The organism is Salipaludibacillus daqingensis (assembly GCF_029891575.1).
Classification (GTDB): Bacteria; Bacillota; Bacilli; order Bacillales; family Salisediminibacteriaceae; genus Salipaludibacillus; species Salipaludibacillus daqingensis.
On the sequence record NZ_JARZHF010000006.1, the window covers coordinates 1 to 16,434 of the forward strand.

The following is a 16,434-nucleotide window of genomic DNA, read 5'->3' on the forward strand; positions in this document are numbered from 1 at the left end:
CGGGGTTGGGTGTTTTTAGCACACCACTGTGTCAACTCCACTAGCGGTTAATCGTCATCTTGAAAGTCGATACCCTAGAAACCCCCACTTCAAATTTCGTTAGAAATTAAGTGGCGGGAGTATTCATTTGTGTCTGTTTTCGATATACTTTTACTGTAGTTTCATTCATGGATAAAATGAAAATAAACATACTGTAAACGGGGAAACCCGATAAATTAGAAGAGGTGACGAGATTGAGTATTTGGTTCACAGAGAAACAAACAGAGAATTTTGGTATTACCGCAAAAATCAAGCAGACGTATGTCAGTGAAAAAACAGATTTTCAACAACTGGATATGGTCGAAACAGAAGAGTTTGGCAACATGCTTTTACTTGACGGCATGGTTATGACAACAGAAAAAGATGAGTTTGTGTATCACGAAATGATCGCGCACGTTCCACTTCACACCCATCCCAACCCAAAGAAAGTCCTCGTCGTTGGTGGGGGAGACGGTGGCGTCATTCGAGAAATTCTTAAGCACCCTGAAGTAGAAAAAGCAACACTCGTTGATATTGATGGCAAAGTCATTGAGTATTCCAAACAGTACTTGCCGACAATTGCTGGCAAATTGGACGACCCTCGTGTAGACGTCCAAGTGGACGACGGTTTCATGCACATAGCCAAAAGTGAAAAAGAATATGACGTGATTTTGGTTGATTCCACGGAACCCGTTGGTCCAGCCGTCAACTTATTCACGAAAGGTTTCTATGAAGGTATTGCCAAAGCATTAAAAGATGATGGTGTTTTTGTTGCGCAAACGGACAACCCTTGGTTCCAACAAGACCTGATTCGAAATGCATACCAAGACGTGTCGGAGACGTTTCCAATTACACGACTATACACTGCCAACATTCCAACGTACCCAAGTGGCCTTTGGACATTTACACTCGGTTCAAAAACATATGATCCACTAGAAGTAACGGAAGAACGCTTCCATGAGTTAGATACGAAATATTACACAAACGACATCCACCGTGCTGCTTTTGCCTTGCCTAAGTTCGTGGCTGATTTGTTGAAAAAATAAGGGGGGAATCGGATGTTTTTCGATGAAGGTTACTCAGGAAGAAAATTTATTATGGCCGATAAATCCTATGACGAAGGAGATATCGTGCTGTTTGGAATGCCAATGGACTTCACCGCTAGTTTTCGCCCAGGCTCTCGCTTCGGTCCAAACCGAATTCGAGAAGCGTCCATCGGCCTAGAAGAATACAGCGTCTATTTGGATCGGCATTTAGAAGAGATTTCAGTGCACGATGCCGGCGACATGCTATTGCCATTCGGAAATGCAGCGAAAAGCATTGATATGATTGAACAGTTTGCCGATCAGCTCGTTGCGGAAGGGAAGTTTCCCGTTGGACTCGGTGGCGAGCATTTGGTCACGTGGCCAATCATCCGCTCAATGTTCAAAAAACACGATGATCTCGCTGTCATTCATATTGATGCTCATGCCGATTTAAGAGAGTCCTATGAAGGGGAAGCACTCTCTCACTCGACACCGATTCGCAAATCATGCGAACTAATCGGACCGGAAAATGTCTACTCATTCGGTATTCGTTCAGGCATGCGTGAAGAATTCGACTATGCAAAAGAGTCTGGCATGCACATGAGCAAGTTTGAGGTGGCCGCACCATTAAAGCAGGTGCTTCCGAAGCTATCAGGACGCCCTGTATATGTGACGATAGACATTGATGTTCTCGATCCAGCATTTGCGCCTGGTACGGGGACAGCTGAAGCGGGTGGAATCTCATCGAAAGAGCTTCTAGAAGCGATCCATTTGATTGCTGGATCTGATGTAAATGTTGTCGGCTGTGACCTAGTCGAAGTTGCCCCAGCTTATGATCCATCAGAACAAACGTCGATTGCAGCAAGTAAATTCATCCGTGAAATGCTACTTGGCTTTAAAAAATAAGAATACGAGAGCCTCATTTCGGTTGAATACTGAATTGGGGCCTTTTGTTTCTAGCAACCCAATTCACTAGCATGGTAAAAGAAAGGTCACTAGAGCGACTGGCTAGTGCCCCTAAAACGAGCATTATGGTAAAAGAAAGGTCACTAGAGCGACTGGCTAGTGCCCCTAAACGAGCATTATGGTAAAAGAAAGGTCACTAGAGCGACTGACTAGTGCCCCTAAACGAGCATTATGGTAAAAGAAAGGTCACTAGAGCGACTGACTAGTGCCCCTAAACGAGCATTATGGCAAAAGAAAGGTCACTAGAGCGACCAACTAGCGCCCCTAAACGAGAACGATTAAACCTGCCTCTTGAACTCGTGCTACCTTTTTCGTTATAATAGATAAGTTATTAAAAGGAAGGATCAGGTGATCAAACGCCATGTCTTCAAGCGGACTAGCAGTAACGATTGAAATGAAAACAACCATCAAAGATGGCAAGCGAAAAGAAGTCCATACGATGGAAGCGACCGGTGAACTATTTCAGCGTGGACAACTGACCGTCCTTCGTTTTTCGGAACCGAAAGAAGAAGGACAAGAGCAATCCACAACGCAGACGGTAAGGCTTACCGATGAAGGAATGACTGTTCAGCGCAAAGGTGCGATTACGATGAATCAACGGTTTATCCCGGGAGTAGAGACGGAAGGGATGTATCATAGTGCTTTCGGACCGATGAGTATGCGGACAGATACGAGTAAAATAGATTATGACTGGGATCAAGACGCACAGGAAGGGTTTATTGTGTTGCAATATGCGCTCGAGCTGCAAGGGTCTGATACTGGAAATTACGATATGTACGTAAAAATCAAGGAGGTTTAAACGAACCATGAGCCAAGTAGAAAAGTTAAAAGATGGCCTGAAAGATCAGCTTATTGCAGCTGTGAAAAAAGCCGAACTAGCATCAGAGGAACAAATACCGACGATCATTATTGAAACACCAAAAGACAAAACGCACGGTGACTTCGCATCGAATCTAGCGATGCAATTAGCCCGTGTTGCAAAAAAAGCACCTAAGATGATTGCCGAAGATATTGAAGCGAATTTCGATTATGAAGCAGCTCAAGTAGAAAAACTCGACATTGCCGGACCGGGATTCATTAATTTTTTCATGAAAAAAGATTACTTAACAGACATTGTCGCCACCGTTCTTAGTCAAAAAGAAGCATTCGGTGAAACAAATGTCGGGAATGGCAAAAAAGTTCAAGTGGAGTTTGTTTCGGCAAACCCAACAGGGACGTTGCACCTTGGACATGCTCGTGGAGCGGCAGTCGGAGATTCGTTAAGCCACGTGTTGGAAAAAGCAGGTTACGAGGTAGCGAGAGAGTATTACATTAACGATGCAGGAAATCAAATTGACAATTTAACACTATCGTTAGAGGCGCGTTACTTACAAGAGTTAGGCGAAGACGTAGCGATGCCTGAAGATGGTTACCAAGGCAAAGATATCATTGGATTTGCGAAAGAAATCGTGGATAACTATGGAGATCGTTTTAAAGATGTGGAAGTGGAAGGCCGACGGGAATTTTTCCGTGAGTACGGATTGAAGCGTGAGTTAGATAAGCTGAAAAACGACTTAGCGGACTTTCGCGTTGAGTTTGACAACTGGTTCTCAGAATCATCCCTTTATACGAACAATAAAGTAGTGGAAGCTTTACAAGAGTTGACAGAACGAGGCGAAACATACGAGCAAGATGGCGCTACATGGTTCCGATCTACGACATACGGCGACGATAAAGATCGAGTACTCGTGAAAAGCGATGGCTCTTATACGTATTTAACACCGGACATTTCTTATCATAAAGATAAGTTTGCTCGTGGATTCGATGAATTGATCAACATTTGGGGAGCGGATCATCACGGCTACATCCCACGGATGAAAGCGGCGATCCAAGCTCTTGGTCACAAAGAAGACGAGCTAGACGTTCAAATTATCCAAATGGTCAACTTGTTTGAAAACGGCGAAAAAGTGAAGATGAGTAAACGAACGGGGAAAGCCGTAACGATGCGAGAGTTGATGGAAGAAGTTGGCATTGATGCAACGCGTTACTTCTTTGCCATGAGAGCAGCCGACACCCATCTCGACTTTGATTTGGACTTGGCGAAATCGAGCTCCAATGAAAACCCTGTTTACTATGTGCAATACGCGCACGCTCGTATTTGTAGCATGATTCGCCAAGGTGAAGAGAAAGGATTTACCGTTGATACAAACGCAGATCTTTCTAGCCTTAAAGCCGAGAAAGAGCAAGATTTAATGAAAAAAATTGGAGAATTTCCGGAAGCAGTTGCAGATGCGGCGAAACGCCGATCTCCACACCGCATCACGAATTACGTTCACGAATTAGCGCAAGCGTTGCATAGTTTTTATAATGCAGAAAAAGTGATTAGTGAGGACGAAGCATTAACAAAAGCTCGCCTAGCTTTAATGGAAGCTGTCAGAATCACATTAAACAATGCGCTCCGTCTTGTCGGCGTAAAAGCCCCAGAAAAAATGTAATAGATAGTTGGAATCCCCTCGCCGGTCGAGGGGATTTTTTGGTTGTTGTTGTGGCGGATATTTGCTATGGGAGGTGGAGATGAAGGTGGTAAAGACTATTTAGTGCCCTTAAAAGAGCAATTTTGATTGAGTAAGGACAGTAGAGAAGGCGACTAGTGCCCCTAAACGAGCAATATGGCAAAAGAAAGGTCACTAGAGCCCCCGTCTGCCGTCTAGCCCCCAAAAAAAGCAATTTAACAAATTAATCTTTCTATCCATTCCTCGTAAGAAAAATTTACATAATTAAATTTTAGAAAAATATAGATGTACGTACCTCTTTCTGTTAGGATAGAGAGAGCTTATAGTTGTCAAACTATAATGGAACAAATGACGTACAATGGTTGCGTTATCAAACAAAAGAAGGTGAAAAAAATGCAAGAAGTTATTTTAGCGTTAATTGCAGGGGCGATTGTAGGATTTGTTTTTGCGCTTATTAAGCTACCTATACCAGCACCACCAGCACTACCAGGTGTCATGGGTATATTTGGAGTCTACTTAGGTTTCAAATTATTCCAGTATGTTTCTACTACATTTTTTGGATAGAAAATCGAATCATGGCATAACCTAACCACATCTGCGACAGAACGATGGAGGGTGAAGCAAATGCCATGGACGAAAGACCGAAATAAAGACGCGATATATTTTGAAAAGGAGGGGAAGGGAATTCCGCTCCTTTTTGTGCATCCGCCTTCTATGGGGCACGTGACGTTTCGTCGGCAAAAACTAGAATTAGCAAAATATTTCACCGTGATAACAATGGATCTTCGCGGAAACGGAAGGAGCGGTCATGACGGCAGGCCGCTTTCAATGGAATTACTTGCAGACGATGTTATAAGAGTGCTAGACGCAGCCAAAGTGAAAAATGCGGTCATTTGTGGATATTCAAACGGGGGATCAATCGTACAAGAAACAGCGATTCGCTATCCTAAACGAGTTCGTGGACTCATTTTAATGGGTGGATTTTCTGAAGTGAGCACATTTTTACTGAAAAATGAATTTCGTATCGGTATTCTCGCAGCAAAAGCAAAACAAATGAAACTCATTTCCATTGCTTTAGCAATCGCTCATGAACGAGAGTGGAGTATAAGGAAAGATTTGTCGGACTATATTTTACGAATGTCGCCTGAGTTATTAGAAGAATACTATCGAATTGGACTTGAATACAAAGCGACGGATCGGTTGAAGGATATCAATTGCCCAATCCTCCTTCTCTATGGTAGTAGGGATGAATACGTTCACGACTACCGACTTCCCTTTGAAAAATACGCACCAGGTCCGGTTCAGACAGTGCTTATTGATGACGTAGCCCATCAACTTCCGACAAAACGAGCATCCGCCGTCAAACAAATTGTAAAGCAATTTGTATCAAATACAGCCTAATCCACCAACTGACAAATAAAGGTACTGCGCTCATTCATTGAGTGCAGTACCTTTTATGTCTACTTAATGATTATTTCAACAATCTTAAGCCATTTAAAATGACGAGAATCGTACTTCCTTCATGACCAATGACGCCAAGAGGAAGGGAAAGCTGTTGAGCAAAATTCGCAGCAATCAACAGTAAAATCACAGAAACGGAGAACACGAGATTTTGTTTTACGATTCGATTTAACCGACTAGATAATTTAAAGGATGAATTAATTTTTTTTAACTCACTCTTCATCAAAACAATGTCAGCCGTATCAATGGCAACGTCGGTTCCAGAACCCATCGCAATCCCGATGTCTGCTTTGGCCATGGCAGGGGCATCATTGACGCCGTCACCAACCATCACCACCGAGCCGTACTTTTCTCGTAAACGTTCAATCTCAGAAACTTTCTGTTCTGGAAGACAATGCGATATCCAGTCATCCAATCCTGCTTCCACTGCGATGGATTTCGCTGTCGCTTCATGATCTCCAGTAATCATAATCGTTTTCATACCTAGTTTGTGCAAGTCGGCAATTAATTCTTTAGCTTCTTCACGAATCTCATCTTTGATCGCTAACATCGCAGCAACTTCATTGTTCCGAGAGATGTACACAACTGTTTTTCCTTCCCCTTGCCACTTTTCTTCAAGTGTATGATCGATCGAAGGATTGCTTTGAAATTGGCTCATCATCTCAAAATTCCCAATCATCCATGTTTCTTCGTTGATTTGAGCTTTCACACCATAGCCGGTTATATCTTCACTGGATTGAATCATTTCAGCCCCATTTACTTTTTCCTTATCACCAAAAGCAACAATCGCTTTCGCTAACGGATGATTCGACTGCCTTTCAATCGAAACAGCATTAGCAAGAATTTGATTACGGTCATTCTCATGAAAAATATGAAAATCCGTCACAGTCGGTTCGCCTTTTGTAATCGTCCCTGTTTTATCAAACGCAATGGCCTGAGCTTTGGATAGCTGCTCCAAATAGGTGCCACCTTTCATTAACACACCGCGTCTTGCTCCGTTGGAAATCGCTGCAAGAAGTGCCGGCATCACTGACGCAACAACAGCACAGGGAGACGCCACAACGAGAAGCACCATCGCCTGATAGAAGGTTTCTTGAAACGGAGCGCCAAAGACAAAAGGAGGAACAACAAGCATGAGAGCAACGAGAATTAACACGGTAATCACGTAAGGTCCTTCCACTTTCTCAATGAATTGCTGCGTAGGTGGACGGTTGGATTTAGCCTGTTCCACGAGCCGGATCATTTTTTGAAAAAGAGAGTTGGCGTTTTCTTTCGTCACTTCCACAACGATAGAGCCACGCTCATTCATCGTTCCATTAAAAACGTCATCGTCGATATCTTTATTCACAGGAACAGATTCCCCCGTGATGGTGGATTCATCTATGGATGTTGTTCCACGAGTGACAACTCCATCGGCGGGAACTCGTTCGCCACTGCGAATCATAATCCGGTCGCCAATTTGAAGTTCATCAACCGATACTAATTCGAGTTCTTCTGTATCAGTAACGCGATTTGCTTCTAGTGGTGCCATTTTAACAAGAGCAGATAAATCTTTCTCGCTTTTTTGCCACGTGTAGGTTTCCATTGCACCACTTAAGGAGAAAATAAAGATGAGAATAGCCCCTTCATTCCAATAACCTATCGAGGCCGCTCCTAATGCAGCAAGGATCATTAACACCTCGACATTTAAAGAACGATCTTGGATTAAATCATCTAATCCTTCCTTCGCTTTGTAAAAACCACCGACGCCGTAAGATAGAACGTAAAATATGACTGCTGCCACGCCCCATAAAGATCCTTCTCCAAATTCTGCTAAAAATCCAGCTAATAAAAATCCTCCACCCGCTAACGACATAACTAATTGGCGGTGTAACACGATTTTTTCTAGAAAAGAGGAATAAGAAGACGGTTTTGTTGTCACAGTTGAATTTGCTTGCTCTAATTCCATAGGAATCAGTCCCTTCTTTAGTTGATAAAGACTATCATCGTCAATAAGGCCATTAAACCAGAAATTGCTGCCACCTATTGGTGACAGCAAAAACAATTGTGTTCAAAAACATATGAATGTCAGAAATGAATCACCTTACCCAACAATCTTCCAACTCGAAAAACGTAGTTGATACATGACGCGATAGGGGATAGGATGATTATTTTTTTATAGAAAATATCTCTTACGTTATATTATATTCCCTTTCTTGAATTTATGAAACAAAAACGCTCACAAAAAAGGGGAAAAGAGAGTGGCAATTTTTTCTTTCAGCTTTTCAATGATCGTACGATTTTCGATCGATTCGAGCGTAATCTTTTCCGCACTTTCATAAAAATCCTTCTCAATCTCTTGTTTTGTCGAATGAACCCAATGAGGGCTCTCGATAATGCAGTTGACTTCTTTGTTGACGTGAAAGCTTCGCTTATCAAAGTTCGACGTCCCAATATCCGCTAAATGCTCATCGATAACAAGAACTTTAGAATGATAAAAGCCTTCATAAAATTGCCTTACGTCAGCCCCTGCTTTTACTAAATCGTAAAAATAAGGATAGGCAGCATCTTTAACAAAAGGATGATCCGGATATTTTGGGACGAGTATTTTTACGAGAACACCTCGTTCACAGAGATCTAACAACTTTTGTTTCACTGTTTCTCCTGGAACGAAATAGGGGGTACCGATGAATACGGATTCCTTCGCACGGTTCAACAATTCGATCACCGTTTCAATGACATGACCTCCGTTCGTCGGGACAATCCGGACCGGAGTCGAGTCTTTAAGAGTGACAGGAGCGGAATATAGATCATCTAAACGAACGTTCAACCCGGTTGCTCGATTCCAATCTGTCACAAATTGCTCCTGCAAATCTTTGCTCGCATCCCCTTTAAGGTAAAGGTGGTAATCTCGCCATCGACCCATCTCAGGGTCTCGTCCTAAATATTCATCTCCAACGTTAAACCCACCAATGTATCCGTGAACGCCATCGATGACAGTTACTTTCCGATGATTTCGTTCATTGAGCGAATAAAATAGAAGTGGGAACGTTGGTATATTTGTTTTTGCTAACTGTACACCGGCCTTTTTCAAAGATTTCTTTTCTTTTTTAGAGATAGCATAACCTCCAAAATCGACAAGAAGCCTCACATCTACCCCAGCGATTGCTTTTTCCTTTAGTAGATCGAGATATTTTTGACCGATATGATCGTTGCGAAAAATAAAAAATTGAACGTGAATGTGATCCGTAGCTTTGTCGATTGTTTGAAACATATGATCAAATAATTTGTCTCCATGGGAAAAAAAGTGTAAGTGGCTTTGCCGAATGATGTTTCCCCGTATTTTAGTAAGACGGGAACGATGGATTCGAGTACCAATTATTAAATCGAGAGTGATCCATAGGATAAGGAACAAAAAGATACCAAGAAAAATAATCATACAACCCCAACTTTCAAAATAATCAATATGGGAAATATCATTCCCTATGCGAATGGTATTCAATCATACTTAGAAGGAATCACTATCATTTTCCTTTAAAAATTTTCGCTAGGTAAAGATAGATGAGATTGGACCGATTCAAAAGGAGATAGAAAGCCGAATCGATGCAAGGGCAGAGATTGGACCGATTCACTAAAAGATACAAGACCGAATCGTTCTAAAGATTAAAATAAACAAAAAAAGCTTCTAGTTCTCTTTATAGTTGTTACTAGAAAATGTAACAAATAAGGAGAAAACTCAGAAGCTTCTTCTTGATGATTGGCTAATCTGATAATAGAAAAGTCATGGAAGAGCTCCCATGTTTTCCTACGAACTATCCTTGGCATTACTACTGCACATGTTTCAGATGATTGGAAACATTACCATGTAAAGCTTCGATTTCTGAAATCAAGCCTTTAAGTTCATCCTCCGTCACTTCTTTGGAGAAAAACACAGATTTCCAACCTTTTAGAGAGAAGTAAATCAACCTAAATTGATTCAACAATTGATTATTATTTTTCTCAAATAATGCAATTCGGAATGGCTCTAGTGCAAGAGGAATCACTTTGTTTTGCTCTCGGATGTGGCAGCTAACGTAATATCCTTTTGAAGTGAGCCACTCATAGATCATTCGTTCATGTTCATTTAAGCGATTTTGTTTCCACTCCTTTACAGAAGTGATTCTAGGCCTACTAGATTTAATAGGGATGTGACTAACTAAACCGACAATAACAGCAATGGAGACGACAATGATTAAATCTAACACGATATTACTTCCTTTCAAAATGAATGTAGATTTGTTCTTTACTATCATAAAATGACAAGTAGTGAAAATTCACTTTTATGTCATATGACGTCATTACTTTTACAAATATAACCAAAATGTATTTCGTTAGTTTGTGTAAAAGACAGAAGTAATATCCAATAATCGGAAATTACTTGGTGATTTCGAAGAGAAAATTGTTTTTCGCGACTCAACTAATAAAATTGTAATTATTATTGATAAGTACAAATACTAATCTAATACAACTGAGGGTATTTGTAAATGGTTTAAAGTAAATTAATTTAATAAAGTTGTTTTTTATTTGTTATTTCAACGATTATTAGGAATAGTATCCAAAGTTTGTTCGAACTGTAATAAAGTAGATAAAGAGTAACAATTGAGAAAACTTAATATTAAATGATAAAAAATGACAAAGAGAAGGAAAAAACAACTAAAATATTTCTTGAAGAAATATTCATGAATGAATACTCATTCATAATTATCTGTGCTATAATAAAAATCAAATTGAGGTTGATTACATTGAAAGGAGCTGGTTCCATGAACCCGATTGTTATTAATTGGATCATGTTCATTCTTGTAACCGGTTACGCGGTTTATTTATTCGCATCTTTAGTGCAAACGAGGATGGAATATATCAAGTTAGGCAAGAAAGCAGAATTCATTATGACCATGAAAGAACGTAAAGAGGCCATGATGACGATGGTTTTTGGACAGAAAAAGTTATTGAAGGATAAGAAAAGCGGAATTATTCACGTTATGTTTTTCTATGGATTCCTTCTCGTTCAGTTCAGTGCTATTGATGTAATTTGGAAAGGATTGAATCCTGGTGGACATTTACCATTAGGTCCGTTATATCCGTTTTTTACCTTTTTTCAAGAGATTGTTGTATTAATGATCTTAGTTGCCGTAGTTTGGGCATTCCACCGACGTTACGTGGAAAAGCTTGTACGTCTGAAGCGGAATTTCAAAGCAGGACTTGTTTTAATTTTCATTGGGGGATTAATGATCTCCAAGTTATTTGCAAAGGGAATGGAAATGATCTGGCTAGACAAATCGACAACGGCTGCTGAGCCGATTGCCTCAGGAATTGCTACTGTTTTTGCCGGAATCAGTCCAACAGCAGCATCTGTAGGATTCTTCGTCTTTTGGTGGGCGCACTTGTTGTTCCTATTAATCTTCCTTGTATACATTCCTCAGTCCAAGCACGCGCATTTAATTGCTGGACCGGCGAACGTTTGGGTAGGACCAACGCACAAACGAGGACAATTAGAAGCGATTAATTTCGAAGACGAAGATGCTGAGAAGTTTGGAAAAAATCAAATTGAAGATTTTGATCAAAAACAATTACTAGATTTATATGCTTGTGTGGAATGTGGTCGCTGTACAAATATGTGTCCGGCAACAGGAACAGGGAAAATGCTGTCTCCAATGGACCTTATTTTAAAAATGCGAGACCACTTAACCGATAAAGGGGCGGCAGTTACGTCAAGAAACCCTTGGATGCCAAGTTTTGCATTCAGTCATACGAAAGGAAACCAGCTCGCAGCAACAGGAACAGAAGAAGCAGCAGCTGCGCTGGATTTCAACCCTTACGATGTTAATTTAATTGGGGACGTCATCACAGAAGAAGAAATTTGGGCTTGTACGACATGCCGTAACTGTGAAGACCAATGTCCTGTTATGAATGAACACGTAGATAAAATCATCGACATGCGTCGTTACCTCGTATTAACAGAAGGTAAAATGAATCCAGATTCTCAACGAACGATTCAAAATATCGAAAAGCAAGGTAACCCATGGGGGATTAACAGAAAAGAGCGTGAAAATTGGCGTGATGGACGGGACGATATCGACGTTCCAACAGTGAAAGAATTGAAGAAGAGTGGAGAAGAATTTGAATACTTATTCTTCGTTGGATCCATGGGCTCTTATGATAAGCGTAGTCAAAAGGTCGCTCAATCGTTTGCAAAAATCATGAACGAAGCGGGAATAAAATTTGCGATTCTAGGAAACAAGGAAAAGAACTCCGGTGATACGCCACGTAGAATCGGAAACGAATTCCTATTCCAAGAGTTAGCAACGGCAAATGTGCAAGAATTTGAGAAAAACGGTGTGAAGAAAATCGTCACGATGGACCCTCACATTTACAACTCATTCAAAAATGAATACCAAGACTTTGGACTTGAAGCGGAAGTATTCCACCATTCGGAGCTGTTGTTCCAATGGATCCAAGAAGGTCGAATTAAACCAACACATGAAGTGAACGAGCAAATCGTTTATCATGATTCTTGTTACCTTGGCCGATACAACGATGTATACGATCCACCACGTGAAATTTTAAAAGCGATTCCAGGAATCGAATTAGTTGAAATGGAACGTAACCGTGAAAATGGCATGTGCTGTGGCGCAGGTGGCGGAATGATGTGGACAGAAGAAGATACAGGAACACGGGTCAATGAAGCTCGCACAGAGCAAGCATTAGAGACGAAATCAAGCGTCATTGGTAGTGCGTGTCCATATTGTCTCACGATGTTAAGTGATGGAACAAAAGCGAAAGAAGTAGAAGAAGATGTAAAAACGATGGATATCGTAGAAATTTTAGAAAAATCGATTGTCAAAAAAGAAGAGGCTGTTAGCGTCTAAAAGAGGATATGTGCGTTAATATTTTTCAAAAGATTCGGGTGTCTCTATGGATTATGCGAGACATCCGAATCGTTATGTTTTACAATAGGAGTACAGTTAAAATGAAAGCGCTTCATTTTATTTACTTTAATACCGAGTGAGCGTTCGATCACAAAGCGTTGAGAAGCGTACATTTGCACTTTGTCGACACTCACTTGAGTCATAAAAAGGGGGAAACAGTGTATGAGTAAGACGGTCATTGTCAGTGGAGCAAGAACACCTGTTGGAAAATTAGGAGGTGGACTTTCCAGCTTTACAGCATCTCAATTAGGCGGGAAAGCTATCAAAGGGGCGCTTGATCGAGCAGGACTAGAAGGAAAAGATATTGGTCATGTTATTTTTGGGTCCGTTCTCCAAGGAGGACAAGGGCAATTGCCATCACGACAAGCCATGCACGAAGCCGGAATCCCGTGGGAAACAGAGACAGAAACGATTAACAAAGTATGTGCTTCAGGAATGAGAAGTGTCACATTAGCTGACATTCTCATCCGTGCGAACGAACAAGATACGATCGTTGCAGGAGGCATGGAGTCAATGAGCCAAGCTCCATTTTTCGTCAAAGGAGCTCGGTTTGGCTTTAAAATGGGCGAGCAAAAGTTTCATGACATGATGGTTCATGATGGCTTGACGTGCACATTTACAGGTGTGCACATGGGGAACTACGGAAACAACGTTGCAAAAGAACATAACCTTTCACGAGAAGCACAAGATGAGTGGTCGTACCGCAGCCACCAAAAGGCAGGGGAAGCGATAGAATCAGGCAAGTTTGCCGAAGAGATTGTTCCGGTCGAAGTGCCACAGCGAAAAGGCGACGCCCTCGTCGTGGAACATGATGAATCTCCGAGAAAAGATACAACGGTAGAGCGTTTGGCGAAACTACGCCCAGTATTTGGATCAGACGGGACGATTACCGCTGGAAACGCACCTGGTGTAAATGACGGAGCGGCAGCTGTTGTTTTAATGTCCGAAGATAAAGCGCAAGAACGAGGAATCGAACCTCTAGCAACGATCCTAGCCCATACACAACTTGCTGTGGAACCAGAAAACTTCCCGAAAACGCCAGGACTTGTTATTAATAAGCTGTTAGAAAAAACGGGCAAGTCAGTGGAAGATATAGACTTATTTGAAGTAAACGAAGCATTTGCTGCTGTTTCATTAGCAAGTGGCCAAATCGCAGACTTAGATCCTGACAAGCTAAATGTCAATGGAGGAGCTGTAGCTCTTGGTCATCCGATCGGTGCTAGTGGTACGAGAATCATCTTGACATTAGCTTATGAATTGAAACGCCGCGGAGGCGGAATTGGGATTGCTGCGATTTGTAGCGGTGGCGGTCAAGGCGATGCGATCATGATTGAAGTGTAATTTTGGGAGAAAATGTGTTGGGCGCGCGCAATGACGCTTATTGCGCGCGCCCAACCCAGAAATACGCGCGCCCACATGGGATTATCGCGCGCAGTCCTAGTAATTCCGCGCGGCAAAACCACCGAATTGAAATAAAGGAACGAGTTAGCGATAAAGGAGAGTGAAAACGAGATGAAAATCCAACGAGTTATGGTCATCGGCGCAGGACAAATGGGAGCAGGTATCGCCCAAGTATGCGCCATGAACGGCTATGACGTAACATTACATGATTTAAAAGAAGAATACGTAGAAAAAGGCATAAAAGGCATCCAAAAACAACTCCAACGCCAAGTGGACAAAGAGCGAATCTCCGAGTCAGACATGGACCGATTTTTGCGACAAATTCACGTTTCCACAAAGATCAGTAACGCAGAAAATCAAGACATCATCATTGAAGCAGCAGTGGAAAACATGGACATTAAAAAAACGATCTTTGCTCAATTAGACGAATTCGCGCCAGATCACGCGATTCTTGCAACAAACACGTCATCCCTTCCGATCACGGAAGTCGCCGCTGAAACGAAACGACCAGAAAAAGTAATTGGCATGCATTTTATGAATCCTGTTCCAGTAATGAAACTCGTCGAAGTCATTCGTGGTTTAGCCACATCCGATGAGACGTTCGAGCAAGTGAAGGAAATGGCCGAATCGTTGAAAAAAACAGCAGTCGAAGTGAACGATTTCCCAGGTTTTGTCGCAAATAGAATCTTAATGCCTATGATCAACGAAGCGATATACACGGTTTTTGAAGGAGTTGCCACAGCAGAAGACGTGGATGAAGTGATGAAGTTAGGCATGAATCACCCAATGGGGCCGTTGACGTTGGCTGATTTCATCGGACTCGATACGTGTTTGTACATTATGGAAACGCTCCACGAAGGATTCGGAGATGATAAATACAGACCGTGTCCACTCTTGAGAAAATACGTCAAGGCTGGTTGGCTCGGCAAAAAAGCAGGACGAGGTTTTTACAACTATAGCACTTAAAGAGGTAGGTGGGCATCAATGAATCTCAACTGGACAGACGAACAACAAATGATGAAGCAGATGGTTCACAAATTTGCCGAGGAGAAAGTGGCCAAAGCAGCAGAGCATATGGAAGAAACGGATGAATTCCCGCGTCACATCGTCAAAGAAATGGGGGAGCTTGGACTGATGGGCATCCCCATTCCAGAAAAATACGGCGGCTCGGAAATGGACTACACGTCATACATTCTTGCCATTCAAGAAATATCACGAGTGAGTGCAGCGGTCGGGGTTATTTTATCGGTACACACTTCCGTTGGTACAAATCCTATTTTATATTTCGGGACGGAAGAACAGAAACAGAAGTACATTCCAAAGTTAGCATCAGGCGAGTACCTTGGCGCTTTTGCACTATCAGAACCAAGTGCTGGAAGTGACGCTGCTAGCATGCGAACAACGGCCAAACTCGATGGTGACAGCTATGTGCTAAATGGATCGAAAGCATGGATTACGAGCGGAGGCGAGGCAGATACGTACATTGTTTTTGCCAAGACAGACCCTGCTGCCGGAAAAAAAGGCGTTAGCGCATTTATCGTTGAAAAAGATATACCTGGATTTTCTGTTGGTCCGAAAGAGAGAAAAATGGGACTCCATGGATCAAACACAACGCCACTTTCTTTTGAAGACTGCCGTGTACCTAAAGAAAACTTGTTAGGGAAAGAAGGCGAAGGATTTAAAATTGCCATGTCCAATTTAAATACGGGACGAATCGGTATCGCCGCACAGTCACTTGGGATTTGCCAAGGGGCACTGGAAGCAGCAACAGCTTATGCAAAAGAGCGAAAGCAGTTCGGCAAGCCGATTGGTGAGATGCAAGGAGTGGCCTTTAAACTTGCAGAAATGGCGACAACGTTTGAAGCGGCAAAACTATTAACCTATCAAGCGGCGGATCTCGTGTCCCGCGGATTACCAGCAGGGAACCAAGCAGCAATGGCGAAAATGTTTGCATCAGACTCGGCCATGAATATTACAACAGAAGCGATCCAAGTGTTCGGTGGCTATGGGTACACAAAAGATTATCCAGTAGAGCGGTTTTTCCGCGACGCCAAAGTCACACAAATTTATGAAGGAACAAATGAAATCCAACGAGTAGTCATTAGCAACAAACTGTTAAGAGATTAA

General features: G+C 42.0%; 13 protein-coding genes. 10 read left to right on the top strand and 3 right to left on the bottom strand.

Annotation, left to right across the window (positions count from 1 at the left end):
- Positions 1-233 precede the first annotated feature (233 nt).
- From speE to QDN89_RS12460, 6 genes are all read left to right on the top strand, one after another.
- Entirely contained in the window at positions 234-1,064 is an 831-nt protein-coding gene (gene speE / locus QDN89_RS12435; RefSeq protein ID WP_280770472.1) for a spermidine synthase, read from the top strand.
- Positions 1,065-1,076: 12 nt separating this feature from the next.
- Complete coding sequence (gene speB / locus QDN89_RS12440) at positions 1,077-1,949, top strand: agmatinase (protein WP_280770473.1); 873 nt, start codon at positions 1,077-1,079, stop codon at positions 1,947-1,949.
- 421 nt (positions 1,950-2,370) lie between these two features.
- A complete protein-coding gene (locus tag QDN89_RS12445) occupies positions 2,371-2,808 on the top strand; it encodes a YwiB family protein (protein ID WP_280770474.1) in 438 nt (145 codons plus the stop codon).
- Positions 2,809-2,815: 7 nt separating this feature from the next.
- The gene (argS, locus tag QDN89_RS12450; RefSeq protein ID WP_280770475.1) at positions 2,816-4,483 is read left to right on the top strand and encodes an arginine--tRNA ligase; all 1,668 of its coding nucleotides are present in this window, start codon (positions 2,816-2,818) and stop codon (positions 4,481-4,483) included.
- A gap of 411 nt (positions 4,484-4,894) precedes the next feature.
- Positions 4,895-5,065 (top strand): XapX domain-containing protein, encoded by a 171-nt coding sequence (locus tag QDN89_RS12455; protein ID WP_280770476.1) that lies wholly within the window; start codon positions 4,895-4,897, stop codon positions 5,063-5,065.
- A gap of 60 nt (positions 5,066-5,125) precedes the next feature.
- Positions 5,126-5,902, top strand: a complete 777-nt coding sequence (locus QDN89_RS12460) for an alpha/beta fold hydrolase (RefSeq protein ID WP_280770477.1) — start codon at positions 5,126-5,128, stop codon at positions 5,900-5,902.
- Positions 5,903-5,972: 70 nt separating this feature from the next.
- Here the strand turns inward: QDN89_RS12460 and QDN89_RS12465 are convergent, their stop codons facing one another.
- The 3 genes from QDN89_RS12465 to QDN89_RS12475 form a co-directional block, all read right to left on the bottom strand.
- Positions 5,973-7,910 (bottom strand): heavy metal translocating P-type ATPase, encoded by a 1,938-nt coding sequence (locus tag QDN89_RS12465; protein ID WP_280770478.1) that lies wholly within the window; start codon positions 7,908-7,910, stop codon positions 5,973-5,975.
- A gap of 270 nt (positions 7,911-8,180) precedes the next feature.
- Positions 8,181-9,380 carry a cardiolipin synthase gene (gene cls / locus QDN89_RS12470; protein WP_280770479.1) on the bottom strand — a complete coding sequence of 400 codons (1,200 nt, stop codon included), beginning with the start codon at positions 9,378-9,380 and terminating at the stop codon, positions 8,181-8,183.
- 388 nt (positions 9,381-9,768) lie between these two features.
- Positions 9,769-10,185, bottom strand: a complete 417-nt coding sequence (locus tag QDN89_RS12475; protein ID WP_280770480.1) for a hypothetical protein — start codon at positions 10,183-10,185, stop codon at positions 9,769-9,771.
- 555 nt (positions 10,186-10,740) lie between these two features.
- Here QDN89_RS12475 and QDN89_RS12480 point away from each other — a divergent pair.
- The 4 genes from QDN89_RS12480 (at position 10,741) to QDN89_RS12495 (ending at position 16,434) form a co-directional block, all read left to right on the top strand.
- A complete protein-coding gene (locus QDN89_RS12480) occupies positions 10,741-12,846 on the top strand; it encodes a (Fe-S)-binding protein (protein WP_280770481.1) in 2,106 nt (701 codons plus the stop codon).
- Between the two features lie 222 nt (positions 12,847-13,068).
- On the top strand, positions 13,069-14,247 hold the full coding sequence (locus QDN89_RS12485; protein ID WP_280770482.1) for an acetyl-CoA C-acetyltransferase: 1,179 nt from the start codon (positions 13,069-13,071) through the stop codon (positions 14,245-14,247).
- Positions 14,248-14,418: 171 nt separating this feature from the next.
- Positions 14,419-15,273 carry a 3-hydroxybutyryl-CoA dehydrogenase gene (locus tag QDN89_RS12490; RefSeq protein ID WP_280770483.1) on the top strand — a complete coding sequence of 285 codons (855 nt, stop codon included), beginning with the start codon at positions 14,419-14,421 and terminating at the stop codon, positions 15,271-15,273.
- An 18-nt stretch (positions 15,274-15,291) separates the two neighbouring features.
- Positions 15,292-16,434, top strand: coding sequence for an acyl-CoA dehydrogenase (locus QDN89_RS12495; protein ID WP_280770484.1), 1,143 nt, complete (start codon positions 15,292-15,294; stop codon positions 16,432-16,434).

Coding starts and splice junctions, on each gene's coding strand:
- speB (WP_280770473.1), top strand. CDS start 1,077: ATGTTTTTCGATGAAGGTTACTCAGGAAGAAAATTTATTATGGCCGAT.
- QDN89_RS12445 (WP_280770474.1), top strand. CDS start 2,371: ATGTCTTCAAGCGGACTAGCAGTAACGATTGAAATGAAAACAACCATC.
- argS (WP_280770475.1), top strand. CDS start 2,816: ATGAGCCAAGTAGAAAAGTTAAAAGATGGCCTGAAAGATCAGCTTATT.
- QDN89_RS12455 (WP_280770476.1), top strand. CDS start 4,895: ATGCAAGAAGTTATTTTAGCGTTAATTGCAGGGGCGATTGTAGGATTT.
- QDN89_RS12460 (WP_280770477.1), top strand. CDS start 5,126: ATGCCATGGACGAAAGACCGAAATAAAGACGCGATATATTTTGAAAAG.
- QDN89_RS12465 (WP_280770478.1), bottom strand. CDS start 7,910: ATGGAATTAGAGCAAGCAAATTCAACTGTGACAACAAAACCGTCTTCT.
- cls (WP_280770479.1), bottom strand. CDS start 9,380: ATGATTATTTTTCTTGGTATCTTTTTGTTCCTTATCCTATGGATCACT.
- QDN89_RS12480 (WP_280770481.1), top strand. CDS start 10,741: ATGAACCCGATTGTTATTAATTGGATCATGTTCATTCTTGTAACCGGT.
- QDN89_RS12485 (WP_280770482.1), top strand. CDS start 13,069: ATGAGTAAGACGGTCATTGTCAGTGGAGCAAGAACACCTGTTGGAAAA.
- QDN89_RS12490 (WP_280770483.1), top strand. CDS start 14,419: ATGAAAATCCAACGAGTTATGGTCATCGGCGCAGGACAAATGGGAGCA.
- QDN89_RS12495 (WP_280770484.1), top strand. CDS start 15,292: ATGAATCTCAACTGGACAGACGAACAACAAATGATGAAGCAGATGGTT.